The 20,423-nt window shown below is 56.1% G+C and carries 21 protein-coding genes; 6 read left to right on the top strand and 15 right to left on the bottom strand.

All coding sequences use genetic code 11. From position 1 onward, the window contains the following. The first annotated feature begins 71 nt into the window (after nt 1-71). Complete coding sequence (gene galR, locus ABR39_RS17650; RefSeq protein WP_047347980.1) at nt 72-1,088, top strand: HTH-type transcriptional regulator GalR; 1,017 nt, start codon at nt 72-74, stop codon at nt 1,086-1,088. Here galR and ABR39_RS17645 read toward each other — a convergent pair. The 4 genes from ABR39_RS17645 to ABR39_RS17630 form a co-directional block, all read right to left on the bottom strand. Further along, entirely contained in the window at nt 1,049-1,525 is a 477-nt protein-coding gene (locus ABR39_RS17645) for a GNAT family N-acetyltransferase (protein ID WP_047347979.1), read from the bottom strand. The genes galR and ABR39_RS17645 overlap by 40 nt on opposite strands. Next, the gene (locus tag ABR39_RS17640) at nt 1,522-2,295 is read right to left on the bottom strand and encodes a GntR family transcriptional regulator (RefSeq protein WP_047347978.1); all 774 of its coding nucleotides are present in this window, start codon (nt 2,293-2,295) and stop codon (nt 1,522-1,524) included. The genes ABR39_RS17645 and ABR39_RS17640 overlap by 4 nt, the downstream gene beginning before the upstream one ends. Nucleotides 2,296-2,385: 90 nt before the next feature. Beyond that, nucleotides 2,386-3,813, bottom strand: a complete 1,428-nt coding sequence (locus ABR39_RS17635; RefSeq protein ID WP_047347977.1) for a glycoside hydrolase family 1 protein — start codon at nt 3,811-3,813, stop codon at nt 2,386-2,388. Nucleotides 3,814-3,820: 7 nt separating this feature from the next. Next, on the bottom strand, nt 3,821-5,146 hold the full coding sequence (locus ABR39_RS17630; protein ID WP_047347976.1) for a PTS sugar transporter subunit IIC: 1,326 nt from the start codon (nt 5,144-5,146) through the stop codon (nt 3,821-3,823). 300 nt (nt 5,147-5,446) lie between these two features. Here ABR39_RS17630 and ABR39_RS17625 point away from each other — a divergent pair, with 300 nt between their 5' ends. After that, a complete protein-coding gene (locus ABR39_RS17625) occupies nt 5,447-6,484 on the top strand; it encodes a LacI family DNA-binding transcriptional regulator (protein WP_047347975.1) in 1,038 nt (345 codons plus the stop codon). Here the strand turns inward: ABR39_RS17625 and lysA are convergent. Continuing rightward, nucleotides 6,454-7,716, bottom strand: coding sequence for a diaminopimelate decarboxylase (gene lysA / locus ABR39_RS17620; RefSeq protein ID WP_047347974.1), 1,263 nt, complete (start codon nt 7,714-7,716; stop codon nt 6,454-6,456). The two genes, ABR39_RS17625 and lysA, sit on opposite strands and share 31 nt — an antisense overlap. Before the next feature lie 121 nt (nt 7,717-7,837). Between lysA and ABR39_RS17615 the strand changes: the two genes are divergently transcribed. Continuing rightward, a complete protein-coding gene (locus tag ABR39_RS17615) occupies nt 7,838-8,764 on the top strand; it encodes a LysR family transcriptional regulator (RefSeq protein WP_047347973.1) in 927 nt (308 codons plus the stop codon). Here ABR39_RS17615 and ABR39_RS17610 read toward each other — a convergent pair. From ABR39_RS17610 to ABR39_RS17580, 7 genes are all read right to left on the bottom strand, one after another. Beyond that, the gene (locus ABR39_RS17610; protein ID WP_047347972.1) at nt 8,759-9,451 is read right to left on the bottom strand and encodes an aspartate/glutamate racemase; all 693 of its coding nucleotides are present in this window, start codon (nt 9,449-9,451) and stop codon (nt 8,759-8,761) included. The two genes, ABR39_RS17615 and ABR39_RS17610, sit on opposite strands and share 6 nt — an antisense overlap. Before the next feature lie 91 nt (nt 9,452-9,542). Further along, on the bottom strand, nt 9,543-10,667 hold the full coding sequence (gene wzz(fepE) / locus ABR39_RS17605; RefSeq protein ID WP_047347971.1) for an LPS O-antigen length regulator Wzz(fepE): 1,125 nt from the start codon (nt 10,665-10,667) through the stop codon (nt 9,543-9,545). Between the two features lie 208 nt (nt 10,668-10,875). After that, nucleotides 10,876-12,309: an arabinose-proton symporter AraE gene (gene araE / locus ABR39_RS17600; RefSeq protein ID WP_346417728.1), complete on the bottom strand. Its 1,434-nt coding sequence runs from the start codon at nt 12,307-12,309 to the stop codon at nt 10,876-10,878. 293 nt (nt 12,310-12,602) lie between these two features. Continuing rightward, nucleotides 12,603-13,364 (bottom strand): 2-dehydro-3-deoxy-D-gluconate 5-dehydrogenase KduD, encoded by a 762-nt coding sequence (gene kduD, locus ABR39_RS17595; RefSeq protein ID WP_047347969.1) that lies wholly within the window; start codon nt 13,362-13,364, stop codon nt 12,603-12,605. 63 nt (nt 13,365-13,427) lie between these two features. Further along, the gene (kduI, locus tag ABR39_RS17590) at nt 13,428-14,264 is read right to left on the bottom strand and encodes a 5-dehydro-4-deoxy-D-glucuronate isomerase (RefSeq protein WP_047347968.1); all 837 of its coding nucleotides are present in this window, start codon (nt 14,262-14,264) and stop codon (nt 13,428-13,430) included. A gap of 237 nt (nt 14,265-14,501) precedes the next feature. Continuing rightward, nucleotides 14,502-15,680, bottom strand: coding sequence for an acetyl-CoA C-acetyltransferase (locus tag ABR39_RS17585; protein ID WP_047347967.1), 1,179 nt, complete (start codon nt 15,678-15,680; stop codon nt 14,502-14,504). A 93-nt stretch (nt 15,681-15,773) separates the two neighbouring features. Then, complete coding sequence (locus ABR39_RS17580) at nt 15,774-16,640, bottom strand: LysR family transcriptional regulator (RefSeq protein ID WP_047347966.1); 867 nt, start codon at nt 16,638-16,640, stop codon at nt 15,774-15,776. Between the two features lie 105 nt (nt 16,641-16,745). Between ABR39_RS17580 and ABR39_RS17575 the strand changes: the two genes are divergently transcribed. Both ABR39_RS17575 and ABR39_RS17570 read left to right on the top strand, forming a co-directional pair. Beyond that, nucleotides 16,746-17,207 carry a multidrug/biocide efflux PACE transporter gene (locus tag ABR39_RS17575; RefSeq protein WP_047347965.1) on the top strand — a complete coding sequence of 154 codons (462 nt, stop codon included), beginning with the start codon at nt 16,746-16,748 and terminating at the stop codon, nt 17,205-17,207. A gap of 119 nt (nt 17,208-17,326) precedes the next feature. Then, the gene (locus tag ABR39_RS17570) at nt 17,327-18,556 is read left to right on the top strand and encodes an amino acid permease (RefSeq protein WP_047347964.1); all 1,230 of its coding nucleotides are present in this window, start codon (nt 17,327-17,329) and stop codon (nt 18,554-18,556) included. A 36-nt stretch (nt 18,557-18,592) separates the two neighbouring features. Here ABR39_RS17570 and ABR39_RS17565 read toward each other — a convergent pair whose 3' ends face one another. Then, on the bottom strand, nt 18,593-19,045 hold the full coding sequence (locus ABR39_RS17565; protein WP_047347963.1) for an Lrp/AsnC family transcriptional regulator: 453 nt from the start codon (nt 19,043-19,045) through the stop codon (nt 18,593-18,595). Between the two features lie 115 nt (nt 19,046-19,160). On the opposite strand from ABR39_RS17565, the gene ABR39_RS17560 reads away from it, so the two are divergent. Next, nucleotides 19,161-19,772, top strand: a complete 612-nt coding sequence (locus ABR39_RS17560) for a LysE family translocator (RefSeq protein WP_047347962.1) — start codon at nt 19,161-19,163, stop codon at nt 19,770-19,772. Nucleotides 19,773-19,799: 27 nt separating this feature from the next. Here the strand turns inward: ABR39_RS17560 and ABR39_RS17555 are convergent, their stop codons facing one another. Then, nucleotides 19,800-20,072 carry a GNAT family N-acetyltransferase gene (locus ABR39_RS17555; RefSeq protein WP_008499687.1) on the bottom strand — a complete coding sequence of 91 codons (273 nt, stop codon included), beginning with the start codon at nt 20,070-20,072 and terminating at the stop codon, nt 19,800-19,802. Nucleotides 20,073-20,082: 10 nt separating this feature from the next. After that, a complete protein-coding gene (gene yjdI, locus ABR39_RS17550) occupies nt 20,083-20,313 on the bottom strand; it encodes a 4Fe-4S mono-cluster protein YjdI (RefSeq protein ID WP_008499689.1) in 231 nt (76 codons plus the stop codon). Nucleotides 20,314-20,423: the final 110 nt, after the last annotated feature.

The following is a 20,423-nucleotide window of genomic DNA, read 5'->3' as shown; positions in this document are numbered from 1 at the left end:
CTTGAATGCGCGCTGCTTTTCCGCAACACTATTTGGTGTGTAAACGCTTACCCCCAATAAGAAGGTAATGAATGGCGACAATAAAGGATGTGGCCCGTCTGGCAGGCGTGTCGGTGGCAACCGTCTCGCGCGTGATTAACAACTCCCCAAAAGCCAGTGACGCATCACGCCAGGCGGTACAAAGCGCCATGGAATCCCTTAACTATCATCCCAATGCCAACGCCCGCGCGCTCGCCCAGCAGTCCACTGAAACCATTGGGCTGGTGGTGGGAGATGTTTCTGACCCCTTTTTCGGCGCCATGGTAAAAGCGGTTGAACAGGTTTCGTATCAGACAGGCAATTTTTTGCTGATCGGCAATGGCTATCACAATGAACAAAAAGAACGCCAGGCCATTGAGCAGCTGATCCGCCACCGCTGCGCGGCGCTGGTTGTGCACGCCAAAATGATCCCGGATGCCGAACTGATTCATCTGATGAAGCAAATTCCCGGGATGGTAATCATCAACCGTATTATCCCCGGTTTTGAAAAACGCTGTGTGGCGCTCGACGACCGCTACGGTGCCTGGCTTGCGACCCGCCATCTGATTCAGCAGGGCCATACCCGAATTGGTTATCTCTGTTCCAATCACCCGATTTCTGATGCGGAAGACCGCCTGCAGGGCTACTACGATGCCCTGCGCGAAAACGGCCTGCCGTGCAACGACCGCCTGGTGGCCTACGGTGAACCGGATGAGAGCGGCGGTGAGCAGGCCATGACCGAGCTGCTGGGCCGCGGACGCAATTTCACGGCGGTGGCCAGCTATAACGACTCCATGGCCGCAGGCGCAATGGGGGTGCTGAACGACAACGGGGTTGAGGTGCCGGCAGAAATCTCGCTGATTGGCTTTGATGATGTGCTGGTCTCCCGCTACGTGCGACCGCGCCTGACCACCGTACGTTATCCAATCATCACGATGGCAACGCAGGCCGCCGAGCTGGCGCTAGCGCTGGCGGAGCAACGCCAGCCGCCGGATATTACCCATCTCTTCAGCCCAACCCTGGTGCGCCGTCACTCCGTTGCATCCCCTGCAGAAGCGCAGAGCGAATAGCGGTAAAGGTGTACCGTCTTGTTCGGGTATTCGAGCGCATCGCCAACGTACTGCCAGCCGTAACGTTCATAGAAGTCGCGGCAGGCAGACCACAGATGGAGCTCCTCGTACCCGGCCTGCGCGGCATAGCTCATAACATACTGCTGAAGCTGCCCCGCCAGCCCTTTTCCACGCGCCGCGTCGTCAACGTACAGCGCCGCCAGCCACGGGCAGAGATCCTGTCGGCTGATCAAATCGCAGCGCCAGAGCCCCACCGTGCCGAGAAGTCGTTCGCCTTCAACGGCAATAAAGGTCAAGGGTAATGCTCCCGGCGTCTGGCTGTGCTCAACGATGCTGTGGAAAAATTCACGGGGAAGCCCCTCGCCAAAGGCCTGCCAGATCCAGTCTGTCACCTGCTCCGCATACTGAGGCGCGGTGTAAAGAGGCAAAATCGTCATACCAGTTTCCCCTGAAAAATCGGCACGGACTCAAACAGATAGCCGTCAAAATCTGGCGCATCTTCATCCGAGAGTTCAAGCAAGCTCTTTTTGACATTTTCGAGGTGCTGGAACATCGCCTGCCAGGCCCCCATCACGTCGCGACGACGGAGCGCCGCAAGGATAGTTTGCCTGTCGCCCAGCCATTTCAGACGGTATGCGCGGCTGGCGATGTGAACATTAAACTGCTGCCATAGCGGGCTGCTGTCCATGTGGTGCCAGATACTTTCCACCGTCGCCAGCAGCATCTGGTTTTGCGTTGCACCCGCCAGCACCAGGTGGAACATCTTGTTGTTATCCTGGCTGTAGTCGTCGGCGGCTATCGCGCGCTGCTCCTGCTCGATAATCCGGCGCAGGTTGTCGATATCGGCACGCGTCGCCATTTTGGCGGCAAACGCGGCAATATTGCTTTCAAGAAGCTGGCGCGCCTGCAGGATTTCAAACGGCCCCACGTCGCTGTTAAGAAAACGCTCTTCTTCGTTCTCGTGTTCTTCCGGGATGCGCATGACGTACACGCCGGACCCCTGACGGATATCTACCGTACCCTGTAACTCCAGCATCAGCAGCGCCTCGCGCACGATGGTGCGGCTCACGCCATACGTCTCAGCGATATTTCGCTCCGGCGGCAGACGGGAACCAACGGGATAGTGCCCCTGGATAATCTGCGCCCGCAAATCCTCGCCAATTTCCTGGTACTGTTTTTTTTCCGGCAGGATGACAGCCTTATCCACGTTACCACCTGTTTTTTCAGTTAATGCGCAGGCCAGGCGTCCTCCCGGCCAGTTTGTAGGCTATTTTACCAGAACCCACCTGTTTTTCGCCTACTTCCATTCATCGTCAACGCTGAGCGTGAGGACGCGGGTATCGCGCAGCTGGCGAAACCAGGTTGCCGATTTTTTCGCTCGCCGGGCGCGGTTGTCGTCCAGATCAATCTCAATCAGACCATAGCGATTTTTGAAGGCGTTCATGGGCGAGACATTGTCGGTAAAGGCCCACAGCATATAGCCGTGACAGTTCGCCCCCGCCTCCCGCGCCAGCAGCGCGTAGTAAAGGTGCTCGCTGATAAACGCAATGCGGTAGCTGTCGTCGATGATGCCGTCATCGTTGCGAAACCGCGCTTCGTTTTCCACGCCCATCCCGCTTTCCGCCACGAACCAGTCGATGTTGCGGTATTCCTGCTTAATCCGCATCGCCATGTCGTAGATAATGCGCGGGTAAATCTCCCAGCCGCGGGAAGGGTTCATCCGCCGCCCCGGCAGCTCAAACGGCTCATAGTAGTAGGCCGGGTGGAACGGCGTCTCCGGGTGCCAGGCGCGGGAGGGGGCTTTTACGCGGTGCGGGTAATACAGGTTAATCCCCAGCTCATCAACGGTGTTTTCCGCGATCAGCGCCAGCTCGTCTGCCGTGTAGTCCCACTGCACCTGGTGCTGTTCCAGCAGGGTAAAAAGCGCCGGCGGATAATGCCCGTGCACCAGCGGATCGAGAAAGACGCGGTTGTAGAACAGATCGTACATTTCTGCCGCCCGCACGTCATGTGGCGCGCGGGAGCGCGGATACGTGACTTCCGGGTTAAGAATACAGCCCACCGAGCCGCGGTAACCTTTGGCGCGAAACAGCGTCACTACCTTCGCCGTCGCCAGCACCTTGTGGTGATTCCACTGCATCCAGGTGCCAGTGTTCTGCTCGTACGGCCAGCGCAGCGCGTCGAGGTAGACGCGGGTCTGGACCACAATCGGTTCGTTGAAGGTAAACCAGCGGGTCACTTTGCCGTGGAAGCGTTCAAACACCTTTTCCGCATAGCGGACAAACAGCTCAACCACGTGCTTCGACGCCCAGCCGCCGTATTTTTCAAGCAGCACGCCGGGAAGCTCGTAGTGTTCCAGGCAGATCATCGGCTCAATGCCCTGACGGTGCATTTCATCAAACAGGTCGGCGTAATACGCGGCGTACTCCTCATCCACCGTCGCATTTTCATAATCGGTCAAAAAACGGGACCAGTTGATCGAGGTCCGGTAATGCGTCAGCCCCGCCTGCTTCATCAGGGCCACATCTTCACGGAAGCGATTGATAAAATCGGTCGCCACCGCCGGGCCATAGCCGTTGTGCCAGACGTGACGATCGTTCTTATACCAGAGGTCTATCCACGAATCCTGGCCCGGTTTTTTGCCGCTCCAGCCTTCGGTTTGCCAGGCTGACGCCGCCGCGCCGAGAATAAAATCCTGCGGCAGAGTTATCTTTTTTGTGCTCATCGCATCCTCATACGTTATCGGTAGCTTGCTGCAGCGCGGCCTGCTCTGCGCGGCGTGAGGCAATCTTCACAAACGGCAGATAGATAATGACGGCAGTAACGATGCAAATAAGCTGGGTGATCACCGCCCCCATCGACCCTGCGGTGGAAAGCCAGGCGTTAATCAGCGGCGGCGTGGTCCATGGCACCATCACCACGGCTTTACCGGCAAAACCGGTTACCGTTGCAAAGTAGCCAATCGATCCGGTCACCAGCGGGGTGATGATGAAGGGAATAGCGAGGATCGGGTTAAGCATGATTGGCATGCCGAAGATCACCGGCTCGTTAATGTTAAAGATGCCGGGGCCGATAGAGAGTTTGGCGATCTCCTTCATCTCTTTACGTTTGGTGGCAATCATCACCGCGATCAGCAAACCGATGGTGAGCCCCGATCCGCCGATGCTCATATACACGTCCCAGAACGGCATAGTGATGATGTTCGGGACCTCTTTACCCTGCTCGAAGGCGCTCATGTTGACGGTGATCGCCCCCAGCAGCAGCGGCTCGCGGATGGGCTTAATCATCTGGTTGCCATGAATGCCAATCACCCAGAACAGCTGAGCCACAAACATCAGCAGCAGAATGCCCGGCAGGCTTTGCACCACGCGCTCCAGCGGCTGTTGCACCACCTGATAGACCGCATCGTAGAGATACATGCCGGTGATTTGATGGAATACGAAGCCGAAGGTGGCAATGGCAGTGGTTGTGATGATCGCCGGGATCAGCGCGGAGAACGACGCGGCCACGTTAGGCGGCACGGTATCCGGCATTCTGATCTTTAGCCCTTTGCGGTTTTCCAGCCAGCAGTAGATTTCTACCGAAAGAATGGCGATAAACATGCCGAGGAACAGGCTGCGGGTATCGGAGAACTGACGCAGCAGGACATCCTTCACCACGTGCATTTCCCCATCCACCAGCATTTCCACGGTGGTCGGCGTCACGCAGATAAAGCAGATCACCGCCAGCAGGCCGGGGAACAATGATTTTATGCCATTAATACGCCCCAGCTCGATGCCGATTAAAAACACCGCGCCAATATTGAGGAAATTCAGGGTCGCGTAATTAAGCGCGCTGGTTATTGGTTTCAGCACTGCGAGAAATGACAGGGACTGGAAGCTCGCCAGGCCGTTTTTCGGATCCAGTACCATGTTGGAGATCAGTACCGAAAATGCGCCAACGATGATGACCGGCATTAAGGTAATGAAGGCAGACTTGATCGCCATAATATAGCGATAGCTGTTGAACGTAGTGGCGAAACTGCCCAGAGCGTCGATCAGTTTTTCCTGTAATGCCATAGGGTAATACCTCAGTAAAAGGGCTTTTATGGAATAAGAGGGTCAGCCGGATACTATTGGCATACCAAAAATAGCTTTAAGGGGCTTTACGTTCTGTGATTAAGCTCTCAACGAGGAAAGAGGTATTCCAGATGAATACTTTTGACTATTTTGGTATACCACTTAAAGACATTTATCCCGCGCTGAGCGATCCTTACCAAAAAGCGTGATCGTGGCGGAATTTTTGCGCCTCCCGCGTCGCTTATACGCCGTGAGGTCTGTGTTAAACTGCAGATCATTACGTGGAATCAGGAATGTAGAATGGCAACAATGCTGGATGTCTCACTGCGTGCGGGCGTGTCAAAGGCCACGGTATCGCGCGTGCTGAACGGCACAGGTCAGGTTAAAGAGAGTACGCGCCAGCAGGTATTTGCTGCGATGGAAGAGCTGGGCTACCGCCCAAACTTTCTCGCGCGCTCGCTGGCAAACCAGACCAGCAACAGCATTGGTCTGGTCGTCTCCACCTTCGATGGCTTTTACTTTGGTCGCCTTCTGCAACAGGCATCGCGGCAGACCGAAACCCACGGAAAACAGCTGATCGTCACCGACGGCCACGACGCGCCGGAGCAGGAAGAGCAGGCGGTGCAAATGCTGGCCGATCGCCAGTGCGATGCCATCGTGCTTTACACGCGCTATATGAGCGAAAAAGCGATCATCAAGCTGATGAACACCGTGCAAACGCCGCTGGTGGTCATTAACCGTGAAGTCAGCCTGGCGCCGGATCGCTGCGTGTTCTTCGAACAGCAGGATGCCGCGTTTAAGGCCGTGGATTACCTGATCAATCAGGGCCACCGGGAGATCGCCTGTATCACCGTCCCGATCCACACCCCAACCGGGAAAGCGAGGCTAATGGGCTATCGCAAGGCGCTGGAAAAGCACGGCATTCGTCTGGACGAGCGTCGGATAAAGTACGGCGATGCGGGAATGACGCGGGGATATGAGCTATGCAAAGAGCTGATTGCCGACGGTGTTTCGTTCAGCGCCCTGTTTGCCTGTAACGATGATATGGCGCTGGGTGCGTCCAAAGCGTTGCACCAGGCGGGGCTGAAAATCCCACAGGATATTTCACTGTTTGGCTTTGACGATGCCCCAAGCGCGAAATGGCTGGAGCCTGCGCTTTCATCGGTGTATCTGCCTATCGATAATATGATTGTCACGGCCATCGATCAGGCGATCCGGCTGGCAAAAAACCAGCCGGTCGATGCCATCCCGCCGTTTACCGGCACGCTGGTATTACGCGATTCGGTCACCACCGGGCCCTACTTTACTCAAACGAGCTCGAGCGCCAGCAGCTCCTGAATGGTCTGGCGACGGCGGATCAGCCGCGCCTTGCCGTTATCAAACAGCACTTCCGGCAGCAGCGGGCGGCTATTGTAGTTAGATGACATAGACGCCCCGTAGGCTCCGGTATCATGCAGCACGAGATAATCACCCGGCTTGACCTCTGGCAGCGCGCGGGTTTCCACTTTGCCGCCTTCCTGCTGGGTAAACACATCGCCCGATTCGCACAGCGGCCCCGCAACGACCGTCTCAACGCGCGGCGCCTGCGTTAAATCGCGGCCGTCGGCAGCCAGCGCCGTAATGTGGTGATAGCTGCCGTACATCGATGGACGCATCAGATCGTTAAAACCTGCGTCAATCAATACGAAGTGGCGAGACCCCATCTCTTTCACGCTGCGCACCTGCGAAACCAGTACGCCGGCCTCGGCTACCAGGAAACGACCCGGCTCAATTTCCAGCTTCACCCCGTGGCCCAGATGCGCGGCGATTTGGTCGCGGGCGGCGCTCCACAGGCCGTAATAGTGATCGGTATCGATCGCCTCTTCCCCTTCGCGATAAGGGATGGAGAGACCGCCGCCGGCAGAGATCGCCTCCAGATCCTGACCAAAATCGACCACCTGGCGCACCATCGCACCGCACACCTGCTCGAGGTGGCCGTAGTCCACGCCAGAGCCAATGTGCATATGAATGCCCACCAGCTTCAGATTGTAACGCTGGAGCACCTCCAGCGCAGCAGGCATATCGGCATACCAGATCCCGTGCTTGCTGTTTTCACCGCCGGTGTTGGTTTTTTGGCTGTGGCCATGACCAAAGCCCGGGTTCACGCGCAGCCAGACGCGGTGGCCAGGAGAAACCTGTCCAAGCTGCTCCAGCATATCCACAGAACCCGCATTCACCGGGATCTGCAACTCGTGGACGCGCGCCAGGGTGGCATCGTCGATCACATCAGCGGTAAAGACGATCGCATCGCTATCGGCTTTCGGATCGAATCCGGCCGAAAGCGCGCGCTCGATTTCGCCGAGCGAAACGGAGTCAACCTTTACCCCCTGCTCGCGCATCAGGCGCAGAATATGAATATTGGAGCACGCCTTCTGGGCAAAACGCACCACGTCAAACTGATGCAGTGCCGCAATTTTCTCGCGAACAATCTGCGCGTCGTAGACCCAGACGGGGCAGCCAAACTCGGCAGGCAGGCGCAGGAGGTTATCAGCGTTCAAATCGGTATCGGTCTGGTTCAGCGGGCGTGGCATGGTCTTCTCCGGATAAAGGCGTTTTGATGATTACGCCACAGCGTGAACAGAATAAAAAATATCGTTTTATGGCGAGTCTATGCAAAAATGATATGGATACTATTACCTCCTCAGGTGACCTATGCCCGCCGTCAACTTACGCCATATCGAGATTTTTCATGCCGTCATGACCACCGGCAATCTCACCGAAGCCGCGCAGATGCTCCATACCTCGCAGCCGACGGTAAGCCGCGAGCTGGCTCGCTTCGAAAAGGTACTGGGGCTGAAGCTGTTTGAACGTACCCGGGGCAGGCTTCACCCGACGGTGCAGGGGTTACGTCTGTTCGAAGAAGTGCAGCGCTCCTGGTACGGGCTGGACAGAATAGTGAGTGCAGCGGAAAGCCTGCGCGAGTTTCGTCAGGGCGAGTTGTCCATCGTCTGTCTGCCCGTCTTTTCGCAGTCGTTCCTGCCCATGCTGCTGCAGCCTTTCCTGGCCCGATATCCGGAGGTCAGCCTCACCATCGTGCCGCAGGAATCGCCTCTGCTGGAAGAGTGGCTTTCGGCACAGCGCCATGATTTAGGACTAACCGAAACCCTCTCCACCCCAGCGGGAACGGAACGCCTGGAATTGCTCTCTTTAGATGAAGTGTGCGTTTTGCCCGCCGGACATCCGCTTGCCGGTAAGGCGGTGCTCACGCCAGAGGATTTTCATGGGGAAAACTACATTAGCCTGTCGCAGACCGACAGCTACCGACAGCTCCTGGACACCCTGTTTGCCGATCATCAGGTAAAACGGAGAATGGTGGTGGAGACGCACAGCGCGGCCTCGATTTGCGCGATGGTGCGGGCGGGCGTCGGCGTCGCGGTCGTGAACCCGCTCACGGCGATGGACTATGCCGGAAACGGGATCGTCATCCGCCGCTTTAGCGTTTCCGTCCCGTTCACCGTTAGCCTGATTCGCCCGCTGCACCGTCCGGCTTCCGCGCTGGTGGAGGCTTTTACCGAACACTTGATTGAGCACGCGCGCCAGGTGGCGCTTCGCTTACCTGACCTGCAAAACCCGTTATGACAGCATAAACTCCACGGCGTCCGCTGCATGGATGGCGGCGGTATCAAATACCGGAACGGGGCTTCGATCGGCCGGCACCAGCAGGCCAATCTCGGTGCAGCCGAAAATTACGCCTTCTGCCCCCTGCTGCGCCAGCTTTTCAATCACGCTGACGTAATACGCCCGGGAAGACTCGCTGAAGGTGCCGAGGCAGAGTTCGTCAAAGATAATCTGGTTGATGCGCGCCCGGTCGGCTTCATCCGGGATCAGGCTTTCGATGCCAAACTCATCCTGCAAACGCCCGCGATAAAAATCCTGTTCCATGGTGTAGCGCGTGCCCAGCAGCGCCACGCGCTTCATCCCGGATGCCGTAATCGCACGCCCGGTCGCGTCAGCAATATGCAGGAACGGCAGCGAGCAGCGGTCCTCGATATGCGATGCCACTTTGTGCATGGTATTGGTACAAAGCAATATCCCCTCGGCACCGGCACGCTCCAGTCCCAGCGCTGCCTGGGCTAGCATCTCCCCGGCTTTATCCCACTCGCCGCTCGACTGGCAGGCTTCGATTTCATGAAAATCAACGCTGTGCAGCAGCAGGCTCGCGGAATGCAGACCACCCAGGCGCTGCTTTACCCCTTCGTTAATCAGGCGGTAATACGGGATTGTCGATTCCCAGCTCATTCCACCTAACAGGCCAATCGTTTTCATCATCCCTCCTTATCTCTGGTCTCTCTTTCTAGCACAACCAACGCCAATAAAAAAAGGCGCTGTATTCAGCGCCTTTTTTAAACTGCAGAGTTTATTCCGTCACCGGCTCCGGCAGCGGATTACGGGTGAGCATCGCTTCGCGCAGTAAAACGCTACCGCAGGCAAACAGCCCGCCCAGGATCGCCGACAGAAGGACAATCAGGGCTTTACCAGTGCCATCTTTTTTCACCGGCATAGAGGGAGAAAGCTGGTACCTGAATGGCTCAAGCTGGACATCGGCAAAAGAGAGTTTTTTCAGCTTTGCCAGATAGTATTCCCGGTTCTGGAAATCTGCATTCAGCTCGGTCACGTCCTTCAGATTTTTTTCTATCTGCAGTTTTTGCGCAATCCCGTCAGCGCCGAGCGCAACAGAGTAATCAGGATCATCCTTCACCGCCTGGCCGTTGCTGTAAACCGGCTTCTTGATGCCTGCAGCATTCGCCACTGACAGCGAATAATTCAGTCGCTGCAGGTTGGTATTGTGAATATTGGTCAGGCGGACGCGATCCAGCTCCAGCTGCTGCTCAACGGCTTTCGTTTTCAGAGCGATCTGGCTGCGGATATTCTGCACCGTCTCTTTCTCGACAATCGCAGCGATATAATTGATATATCCCTGCAGGACGGATTGGGCATCGCCCGCGGTCGGCGCAGTGAAGCTTAATGTCCAGGAGACATACGGCATTTTATCCGCATCTTTTGCCTGAGTGTCGTTCACCGCTTTCATTCTTTCTGAGATGTTGACTATCGCCCGATGCAGCTCAAGCGGGTCCACCTCCGCGCCTTCCAGCTGCGACGTCACGTAAGGAGAGGTTTTCATGTACTCTTCGAGCAATGACTGAGACTGAAACTTTTTGATAAACAGGTCAAAGACTTCAGGGCGGGAAATTTTCGCATCCACGTCAAGCACCTGTAACTCAACCAGCATCTGACGCAGCGGGTTCCACTGCAGCTGTTCTGCCTGCGTGATCACGGCTTTACTTGTCCATTTCTGCGGCAGTAAAAATGAAACGGCAAGCCCTACCAGGGTGAACGCAAGGGTAACGGCAACGATGCGCTTTTTCGCCGCTAACAGCACCTCAACCAGGCCCAAAAGATCTATCTCTTTAGCGTGTACAACCGGGGTGGCATAACGGGGAAAATCAAGATCTGTGCTTTTTTTGATATCCATCTCAGACATAGGCATTTTTCTTTTTAGGATGCGTTTCATTTTGCGCAAATAATAGCGGTGGTCCGATGATACATTATCCTAAGAATTATCTTAAGTTCAAATCCCTATATTTATCTCCCCCTGCCAGAGTTGGTAGTGAGTTTCATTACGTTACTATTGTAATAAAGCACCGTCTTACCAACTCTGACTGAATTAAACGCTTAAACAGGCCAGACGATCACACGCCGATATTCCGCAGTTTCTCCCCTGCCATCAGCTTGCGCTCGATATGTTCCAGCGTCACGCCTTTGGTTTCCGGGATCAGCCAGAACGTGACGCCAATAAACGCCACGTTCAGCACCGTATAGAGCCAGAACGTTCCCGCCGCGCCAATCGCGTCCAGCAGGGTCAGGAAAGTCGCACCGATGATCATGTTGGACACCCAGTTGGTGGTCGTGGAACAGGTGATGCCAAAGTCACGGCATTTGAGCGGCTGAATTTCAGAGCACAGGATCCACACCACGGGCGCGGCGCTCATCGCGTATCCTGCAATACACATCATGGTCATACCGACAGAGAGCCAGGAGAGACCGCTTGAGGCCGTGCCGTTATCAAACTGCATCAGGCAGTAGCCGAGGATCAGCGTGCCGAGCGCCATCACGCTGAAGCCAATTTTCAGCGCCGGCTTACGTCCGGCTTTATCCACGGTGAATACGGCGATAAAGGTGGCGAACATGAAGGTCAGCCCGACCACCAGGGTGGCTATCATCTGCTGTTCCGTGGTGGTGAACCCGGCCATTTTGAAAATGCGTGGCGCGTAGTACATGATGATGTTCATGCCGGTGAATTGCTGCATCGCCTGTAGCAGCATGCCGAGGAAGACCGCGCGGCGCACGTTGCGGTTGATCTTAAACAACGCCCAGCCCCCCTGCTTCAGCTTCAGGCTTTCGCGGATCTCATTCAGCTCTTCACGCGCTTTTTCCGAGGTGTCGCGCAGCATGCGCAGCACCTCTTCCGCCTCCACGTGGCGCCCTTTTTGCGCCAGCCAGCGCGGACTGTTCGGCAGGAAAACCACCAGCACGATCAGCACCAGCGCCGGTAGCGCCAGCACGCCCAGCATTGCGCGCCAGTTGCCGCTGTAGCTAAAGTACGTGTCGGACAGGAACGCCAGCACAATACCCAGCGTAACCATCAGCTGGTACATGCTGATCATCTTCCCGCGCACGTTCTCACTTGCCATTTCGGAGAGATAAAGCGGCGCCGTATAAGAGGCAATCCCCACCGCCACGCCCAGCAGCACGCGGGAGAGCAGCAGCACTTCAACGTTCGCGGCAAACGCGGAGCCAATGGAGCCCGCAACAAACAGAACCGCCCCGACCATCAGGCTGTATTTGCGCCCCAGACGAAACGAGAGCCAGCCGTTGAACAGCGCGCCGATAGCCGCGCCGAGCATCATGCTGCTCACCACCCACTCCTGCAGGCGGCTACTCAGGGTAAAGTGATCGGTAATAAACGGTAATGCGCCGGCAATCACGCCGATATCCAGCCCGAATAACAGGCCCGCCACGGCGGCGGCGATGGAGACAAACTGATTCATGCGGCGCGTATCGCGCAGCGCCGCGGGCATAAGGGTAGAGTCATTTATTGATGTCATGGTTTCCTGCCTGAACAGTGAAATGCGTTAAGTGAAATTACGAGATAGGGAGAAAAAGTGTCAGGTGGGAAAAGGTGAAGATATGGACTATTTCGCTGCGACATAGCGATCTGTGATGGACATTACAATTTCAACTAACGCTGAATAATCACATTATTTTACTAATACATTCATTTTTCAGAATTAAAAGTGTGATGGCAGTCATTCATGATTTTTTAGTATGGATTTTTCGTGTTTATCCATATGGACTTTGACAATTTTTGAGCAAAAAAAACCTCCGCCCGAAAGCAGAGGTATTTGACCGAAACGGGCTACCGCGCCAGCCAGCCGCCATCAACTGCCACGGTGTAGCCGTTGATATAGTCCGATGCCGATGAGGCCAGAAAGACCACTGGCCCCATCAGATCGCGTGGGAGGCCCCAGCGCCCCGCCGGAATGCGGTCGAGGATTTCCGCGCTGCGCTGCTCGTCGGCGCGCAGCTGCTGCGTGTTGTTGGTCGCCATGTAGCCCGGTGCAATGGCATTCACATTGATATTATGCTTCGCCCATTCGTTCGCCAGCAGGCGAGTCACGCCCATTACTGCGCTTTTGGACGCGGTATAAGACGGCACGCGGATTCCGCCCTGGAACGAGAGCATGGAGGCAATATTAACGATCTTGCCGCCTTTCCCCTGGGCAATAAAATGCTTTGCCGCCGCCTGGGACATAAAAAATACGCTCTTGATGTTCAAATCCATCACGTCGTCCCAGTCGCGCTCGCTGAAGCTGATCGCATCTTCGCGGCGAATCAGCCCGGCATTGTTCACCAGAATGTCGATATGACCAAATTCAGCCACCGCGCGATCCAGCAGTTCAGGAATGGCGTCGATTTTACGCAGGTCAGCGGTCAGGCTCAGGAAACGGCGGCCCAGCGCGGTCACACGCTCGATGGTTTCCGTTGGCTCAACAATGTTGATACCCACGATATCGCAGCCCGCTTCCGCCAGGCCTAACGCCATCCCCTGCCCCAGCCCGGTGTCACACCCGGAAACCACGGCCACTTTACCCTGCAGAGAGAATGAATCCAGAATCATGTTTGTTCCTTACTCTTTGAGAGCCTGTCACTCACAGGCAGGTTTTTACTTCACCGCCCGCGACTAGCGCAGATCGCTGACTGCAACGTGGTCCATGTCATCAAAGACCTGGTTTTCCCCCACCATCCCCCAGATAAAGGTATAGGCTTTCGTCCCTACGCCGGAGTGAATGGACCAGCTCGGCGAAATCACCGCCTGCTCGTTGTGCATCACGATATGGCGCGTTTCCTGCGGTTGTCCCATCATGTGGAACACGCAGGCGTCCTCTTCCATGTTGAAGTAGAAGTAGACTTCCATCCGGCGCTCGTGGGTATGGCACGGCATGGTGTTCCACAGGTTGCCCGGCGCAAGTTCGGTCAACCCCATGCTGAGCTGGCAGGTCTCCAGCACGTCTGGCACGAAGTACTTATTGATGGTGCGGCGGTTGCTGGTGAGGTTGTCGCCAAGCGTGACGGGCGCGACGTCTGCCGGGGTCACTTTTTTGGTTGGAAAGGTGACGTGAGCCGGCGCGCAGTTGTAGTAAAACTTCGCAGGCCTGCTGCCGTCGATGCTGGCAAAGACCACGTCTTTCGCACCTTTACCCACGTACAACGCCTCGCGATGACCAATCTCATAGCACTGTCCGTCCACGGTGATGGTGCCCGGCCCGCCGATGTTAATCACGCCGAGCTCGCGACGCTCGAGGAAATAGCTTACCCCCAGCTGTTTACCGACTTCGCCGCCCACGGAGACGGCTTTCGCGACGGGCATAATCCCGCCCACGATAATGCGGTCGATATGGCTATAAACCATGGTGTACTTATCGGCCTCGAACACCTGCTCGACTAAAAACGCATTGCGCAGCCCCTGAGTATCCAGCGTTTTGGCGTGCGCACTGTGGATGCTTTCTCTGACGTCCACGGTAACCTCCAGATGTGGTCATGCCCGAAGGCAGAAAATAAACGAAACAGCGTTCCGTTTTTCGTATTGAACACATACTATCGGCATAAAGTGGGCTTTTCAATTATATTTAAAACAACGTTTCATTTTTATTTTTGTTTATCGCGAAAATGATGTGCGGATCACGGTATAACCGCCGGGAGAAAAAGAGCACGATAAAAAAAACCTCCCGAAGGAGGTTTTTTTAGTGAGGAAAGATTAACGTTCGATGGCCAGCGCCACCCCTTGCCCACCGCCTATACAGAGGGTGGCAATCCCTTTACGGGCGTTGCGTTTTTTCATTTCGTGAACCAGCGAAACCAGGATTCGGCACCCGGACGCGCCGATAGGATGTCCCAGCGCAATCGCCCCACCGTTAACGTTGACCCGCAGCGGATCCCACTCCAGCATTTTGCCGACCGAGATCGCCTGCGCGGCAAAGGCTTCGTTCACCTCAATCAGATCCACATCAGCAAGCTGCCACCCCGCACGATCCAGGCAGCGGCGCGTCGCGTAGACCGGCGCAATCCCCATTAGCGCAGGATCAACCCCCACGCTGGCGAAGGCCTTAATGCGGGCTAATACGGGAAGGTCGAGTTCGAGGGCTTTGCTTTCGCTCATCATCATGACGGCCGCAGCGCCGTCGTTAATAGAAGAGGCATTTCCCGCCGTGACCGAGCCCTGCGTTTCAAAAGCCGGATTCAGCCTCGCCAGGCCTTCAGCGCTGGCGTCGGTGCGCGGCTGTTCATCGGTGTCCACGACGATAACTTCGCCGCTCTGACGCCGGGTGCTGACCGGGACAATTTCGTCGCGAAAACGACCGGAATCTATCGCCGCACGCGCTTTTTGCTGCGAGCTTAGCGCATACGCGTCCTGCAGCTCACGGCTGATGCCGTACTCGCGCGCCAGGTTTTCCGCCGTCACGCCCATATGGTAGTCGTTGAACGCATCCCACAGCCCGTCATGCACCAGGCTGTCGAGCAGCTGGCTGTTGCCCAGCTGCGCGCCGGTACGGCTGTCGGTCAATACGTGCGGCGCGCGGCTCATATTCTCCTGTCCGCCGGCGATGACCACATCCGCTTCACCGCACTGAATGGCCTGCGTGGCGAGATGCAGCGCTTTTAATCCTGACCCACAGACGTCGTTGATGGTTATGGCGGAAACGGTATTGGGCAGCCCGCCCTTGAGCGCCGCCTGGCGCGCAGGGTTTTGCCCGGCACCGGCCGTGAGCACCTGTCCCAGGATCACCTCATCCACTTCATGGGCTGCGATCCCGCTGCGTTCCACCAGCGCTTTCACCACCACGCTTCCCAGGTCAACCGCCGAGTGACGCGCAAGCGCTCCCTGAAAACAGCCGATAGCTGTACGCAACGCACCCACTATTACGACATCTTTCATCACGACCTCTGTGTTAAATGACATGACGATAGTAGAGGATTGTTACTGGCAATTATCTTAATTGTTTAAAAATAGTGAGTTTAATCACAAGGATCAGCGCGCATCCTGCAGATACTGCCGCAGCCAGCTTCCGGCCACGCCGGGAGGGGATCGTTTATTCCACAGCAGATCGATGCCGATCGCCCGCGGCCAGCCTGGCACATTGAGCTGTACCAGGGATTTCGCGGCGGCAAATTCATCCACCAGCGCGCACGGTAACACGCACCAGCCAAATCCCTGTACCGCCATACTCAAGAGTAACAGGTAATTCGGTGCTGACCAGACGGGCCCGCGCGCGATTTCAGCCTCGCGCTCAAGATAGGTGCTAAGCCGCAGCTCACGCCAGGCATGGAGCTCGTCATGCTGAACGTCATCTTGTCCGGCCAGCGGGTGCGTGGTCGCGACATAGACTGCCATGCGGGTCTGCATCGGCAGCCGGGTGGCGCCAATATCGGTGGGGTAGCCGTCTCGCGCCTCCGTCAGACCAATCTGCGCTCGCTCCTTTTGCAGCAGGTCGATCACGTCCTCCTCCTCGCCAATCAGACATTCGAATTCCGTATGGGGAAAGCGCGCGTCAAACTGTTTCATCATCTCTTCCAGCACGTCCGGGTTGAGGGTATCGGAAAGGACAAACGTCAGACGCGCCTCCGTTTGCGCCGTGAGCGACACCGCCAGCTCATCCAGCCGCGTGCTGGCGGCAAGGATGGCCTGCACGTAGCCCAGCACCTGTTCCCCCTGGGCCGTTAACACCGGCTGACGCGCTGAGCGGTCAAACAGCTCGAATCCCAGGTCGGCTTCAAGATTGGCAATGGACGTGCTGATCGTCGACTGGCTTTTACGCAGCCGGCGTGCGGCAGCCGAAAAAGATCCGGCCGCAACGGTCTCAACAAAGGCGGTAAGGGCTTCGGGTGAATAGCGCATAACCTATCTACTTTAGCGATGGATACTATCTTTAATATATCAGCTTTAGCGATGAAAATAGGCTACATCAACGCCCACATCGGCGAATTAATGAGGTCTATCACTATGCAACATCAGGATGCACTCCAACGTAAACTACCGGAGCGGATCTTTCACGCTGTCTGCTTCGAAGGGATCGCGACGGCAATACTCGCCCCCACGGCGGCGTGGCTTATGCAGCGTTCCGTAGTTGAGATGGGTGGGTTGACTATTATCCTGGCCACCACGGCCATGGTCTGGAACATCATTTATAACTTCGGCTTCGACCGTTTCTGGCCGGTTCAGCGCGTAAAACGGACGGCAAAAGTGCGTGCGCTGCATGCGCTGGGGTTCGAATGCGGCTTTATTGTGATTGGCGTGTCGATTGTTGCCGCCGTGCTGGGCGTCACGCTGCTTCAGGCATTCACACTGGAAATAGGTTTCTTCCTGTTCTTCCTGCCGTACACCATGTTCTACAACTGGGCGTACGATAGCCTGCGCGAGAAATTCCTTAAGCGTCGCCAGCAACGACGCGCCCTGGCAGGCTAAACCTCCTCTGGCCGGACGCCCGTTCCGGCCAGTCCCCTTCGAAGCAACTGCGCTCTCCACGCATAACTATGGTAAATTGCACTCCATTCTGTTGGTTTGATAGTTGAAACGTTGCTCTAATGTCGAAAATTTGGTCAAAAGATGAGACTCTCTGGAGTTTCGCTCTCTACGGCACGGCCGTGGGCGCAGGAACGCTTTTCCTGCCCATCCAGCTGGGCTCCGCAGGCGCTATTGTCCTGTTTATTACCGCCCTTGTGGCCTACCCATTAACCTACTGGCCGCACCGGGCGCTGGCGCAATTTATCCTGTCGTCAAAAACAAAAGGCAATGAAGGGATCACGGGTGCCGTCTCGCATTACTACGGCAGGAAGATTGGCAATCTGATCACCACGCTCTATTTCATCGCCTTCTTTGTGGTGGTGCAGATTTATGCGGTGGCCATCACCAACTCGTTAACGGAACAGCTGGCGAAACACCTGACGGTAGACACCACCGTTCGCGTGCTGGTCAGCCTTGGCGTGGTGCTGGTCCTGAACCTGATCTTCCTGATGGGGCGGCATATCACGATAAAAGTGATGGGCTTCCTGGTGTTTCCGCTGATTGCCTATTTCCTGTTTGTTTCGCTCTATCTGACCGGCAGCTGGCAGCCCTCGCTGCTCACCAGCCAGATGGCGTTCGATCGCCATACCCTGCATCAGGTGTGGATTTCGATTCCGGTGATGGTGTTCGCGTTCAGCCATACCCCGATTATCTCGACGTTCGCCGTTGACCGCCGCGAGAAGTTCGGGGACGAGGCCATGGCTAAATGCAAGAAAATCATGAAGGTGGCGTACCTGATTATCTGCCTGAGCGTGCTGTTCTTCGTCTTCAGCTGCCTGCTCTCTATCCCGCCTTCGTACATTGTGGCCGCCAAAGAGGAAGGGGTCACGATCCTGTCGGCGCTGTCGATGATGCCCTCTTCTCCGGCCTGGCTGGGCATTTCCGGAATTATCGTGGCGATTATTGCGATGTCGAAATCGTTCCTTGGCACCTATTTTGGGGTGATTGAAGGGGCAACGGAGATCGTGAAGTCGTCGCTCAATCAGGTGGGTGTGAAAAAGAGCCGCGCCTTTAACCGCGCGATTTCCATTATGGGGGTGTCGTTAATCACCTTTGCGGTCTGCTGCATTAACCCGAACGCCATTTCGATGATTTACGCCATCAGCGGCCCGCTTATCGCCATGATCCTGTTCATCATGCCGACGCTGTCGACGTATCTCATTCCCTCACTGAAACAGTACCGCTCCATTGGCAACCTGCTGACGCTGATCGTCGGCGTGCTGTGCGTGTCGGTGATGTTTGTCGGCTAATTCCCTTTCCTGTCCGGCGCTCTGCCGGGCAGGCCATTACAGCGGAAAAGGCCTGTCCTGCACCACCGTTTTCATAACAAGCGTAGAGCGAAGATGCTGCACGCCGGGCATGGCGGAGAGCTTCTCGTCGTAAAGCTTCTGGAAAGCGGGAAGGTCACGGGTCACGACGTGCATCAGATAGTCAGGATCGCCAAACAGGCGCTGGGCCAGCACGATCTGCGGGATCTCCTCCACCGCTTCTTCAAACGCGCTAACCGCCTTGCGGTCACCCTCTTTCAGAGTCGCAAACACTATCGCCAGGAAGTTAAACCCCATTTTGGCGGGGTCCAGGCTGGCACGGTATCCCGTTATAGCCCCGCTTTGCTCCAGCGCCCGCACGCGACGATGGCACGGCGACAGGCTCAGATTCACCCGTTCAGCCAGCTCGGTAAGCGACAGGCGGCCATCAGACTGCAGCTCAGCAAGAATTTTTCGATCGATGCTATCCATGTGGAAGATTTTCTCAATTTCACCGTGTTATGAGCATAACATTGAAAGCCTATTTCGCAGTGTTAGCGATATTCTTTTTCGCAACGTTTGACGCACTGCGGGAGTTTTCAGGACGATGGAAATGAGTATTGTGGCCGGCTTTTGGGTGGTTTCTTTTCTGCTCATCATGACCCCGGGAGCCGACTGGGCCTACGCCATTAGCGCCGGGATTAACGGGCGCCGCGTGGTCCCGGCGGTGATGGGGCTTATGTCCGGGCATCTATTAGCCACGCTGATTGTGGTGGCAGGCGTGGGGGTATTGATTGCCCAACATCCGCTGGCGTTAGCCGGGCTGACCGTGGCGGGAGCCCTGTATCTGCTGTGGCTTGGCATAACGTTGCTGCGACACCCGGCCGCACCGGAAAAGGCCACCCAACACGCGGGAAACTGGACGCAGTGGGCGATGAAAGGGCTCTGCATTAGCGGCCTAAACCCGAAAGTTTTTTTGCTGTTCCTGGCCCTGCTTCCGCAATTTACAGACCCGACCGGAAGCTGGTCGATAGCAACGCAGATGTCTGCGCTTGGGATAATGCATCTTATTACCTGTACCCTGGTCTACCTGCTGGTGGGGTATGGTTCGAAAGCGGTGCTGGCGACTCGGCCACAGGCGGCGCGGCTGGTGAGCAGGGCATCGGGAGGGTTGATGGTGCTGATCGCGCTGGTATTGCTGTTTGAGCAGGTGAGATAAAAAAACACCGGCCATCGCCGGTGTTATTTACGCCCGAATATCGTCATATTCCCGCGTTTTATCAAATTCATGTTTCGCGAACGGGCACAGCGGGATAATTTTACGGTTCTCACCGCGCATCTTCTCCACCACTTTCGCCACCAGCTGTTTACCGACGCCCTGCCCTTTCAGGCTCTCATCCACATCGGTGTGCTCGATAATGCTCAGATGCTCGCCGGTCGGCACGAAGACAATCTCCGCGACCTGGTTGCCGTTCGCATCATTCACGTAAAACTTATTATGGCCTTCCAGAATATCCATGGTTCCTCGCTTATTTTTGGCGATACTTCAGCGCACCGCTCGGGCAGGTATCAATCACGCGTACAACCGTTTCAACGTCCACTTCATCGGGAATAATCCACGGTTTACGCTTCAGATTAAACAGCTTTGCGCTCCCACGCACGCAGTTACCCGAGTGTTTGCAGATCCCGGTGTTGAAGTAAACGTCAATTTTCTCGCCGGTATAGGCCCGGTAGCCCGCATCCAGTAGCTCTTTATCCATGACATTGCCTCTGTAATTATTATCGTGCTGAATGAAGCATAGCCTTACGGGATCCTGATATCTATAACGCCGAAAACGAAAAGCCAGGTCACAACTCTTTTCTCGCCGGA

The sequence above is a fragment of the Enterobacter genomosp. O genome, assembly GCF_001022965.1.
GTDB lineage: Bacteria > Pseudomonadota > Gammaproteobacteria > Enterobacterales > Enterobacteriaceae > Enterobacter > Enterobacter cloacae_L.
The sequence above is the reverse complement of the archived record's forward strand: the minus strand, read 5'-3'. Positions and strand labels throughout refer to the sequence as shown.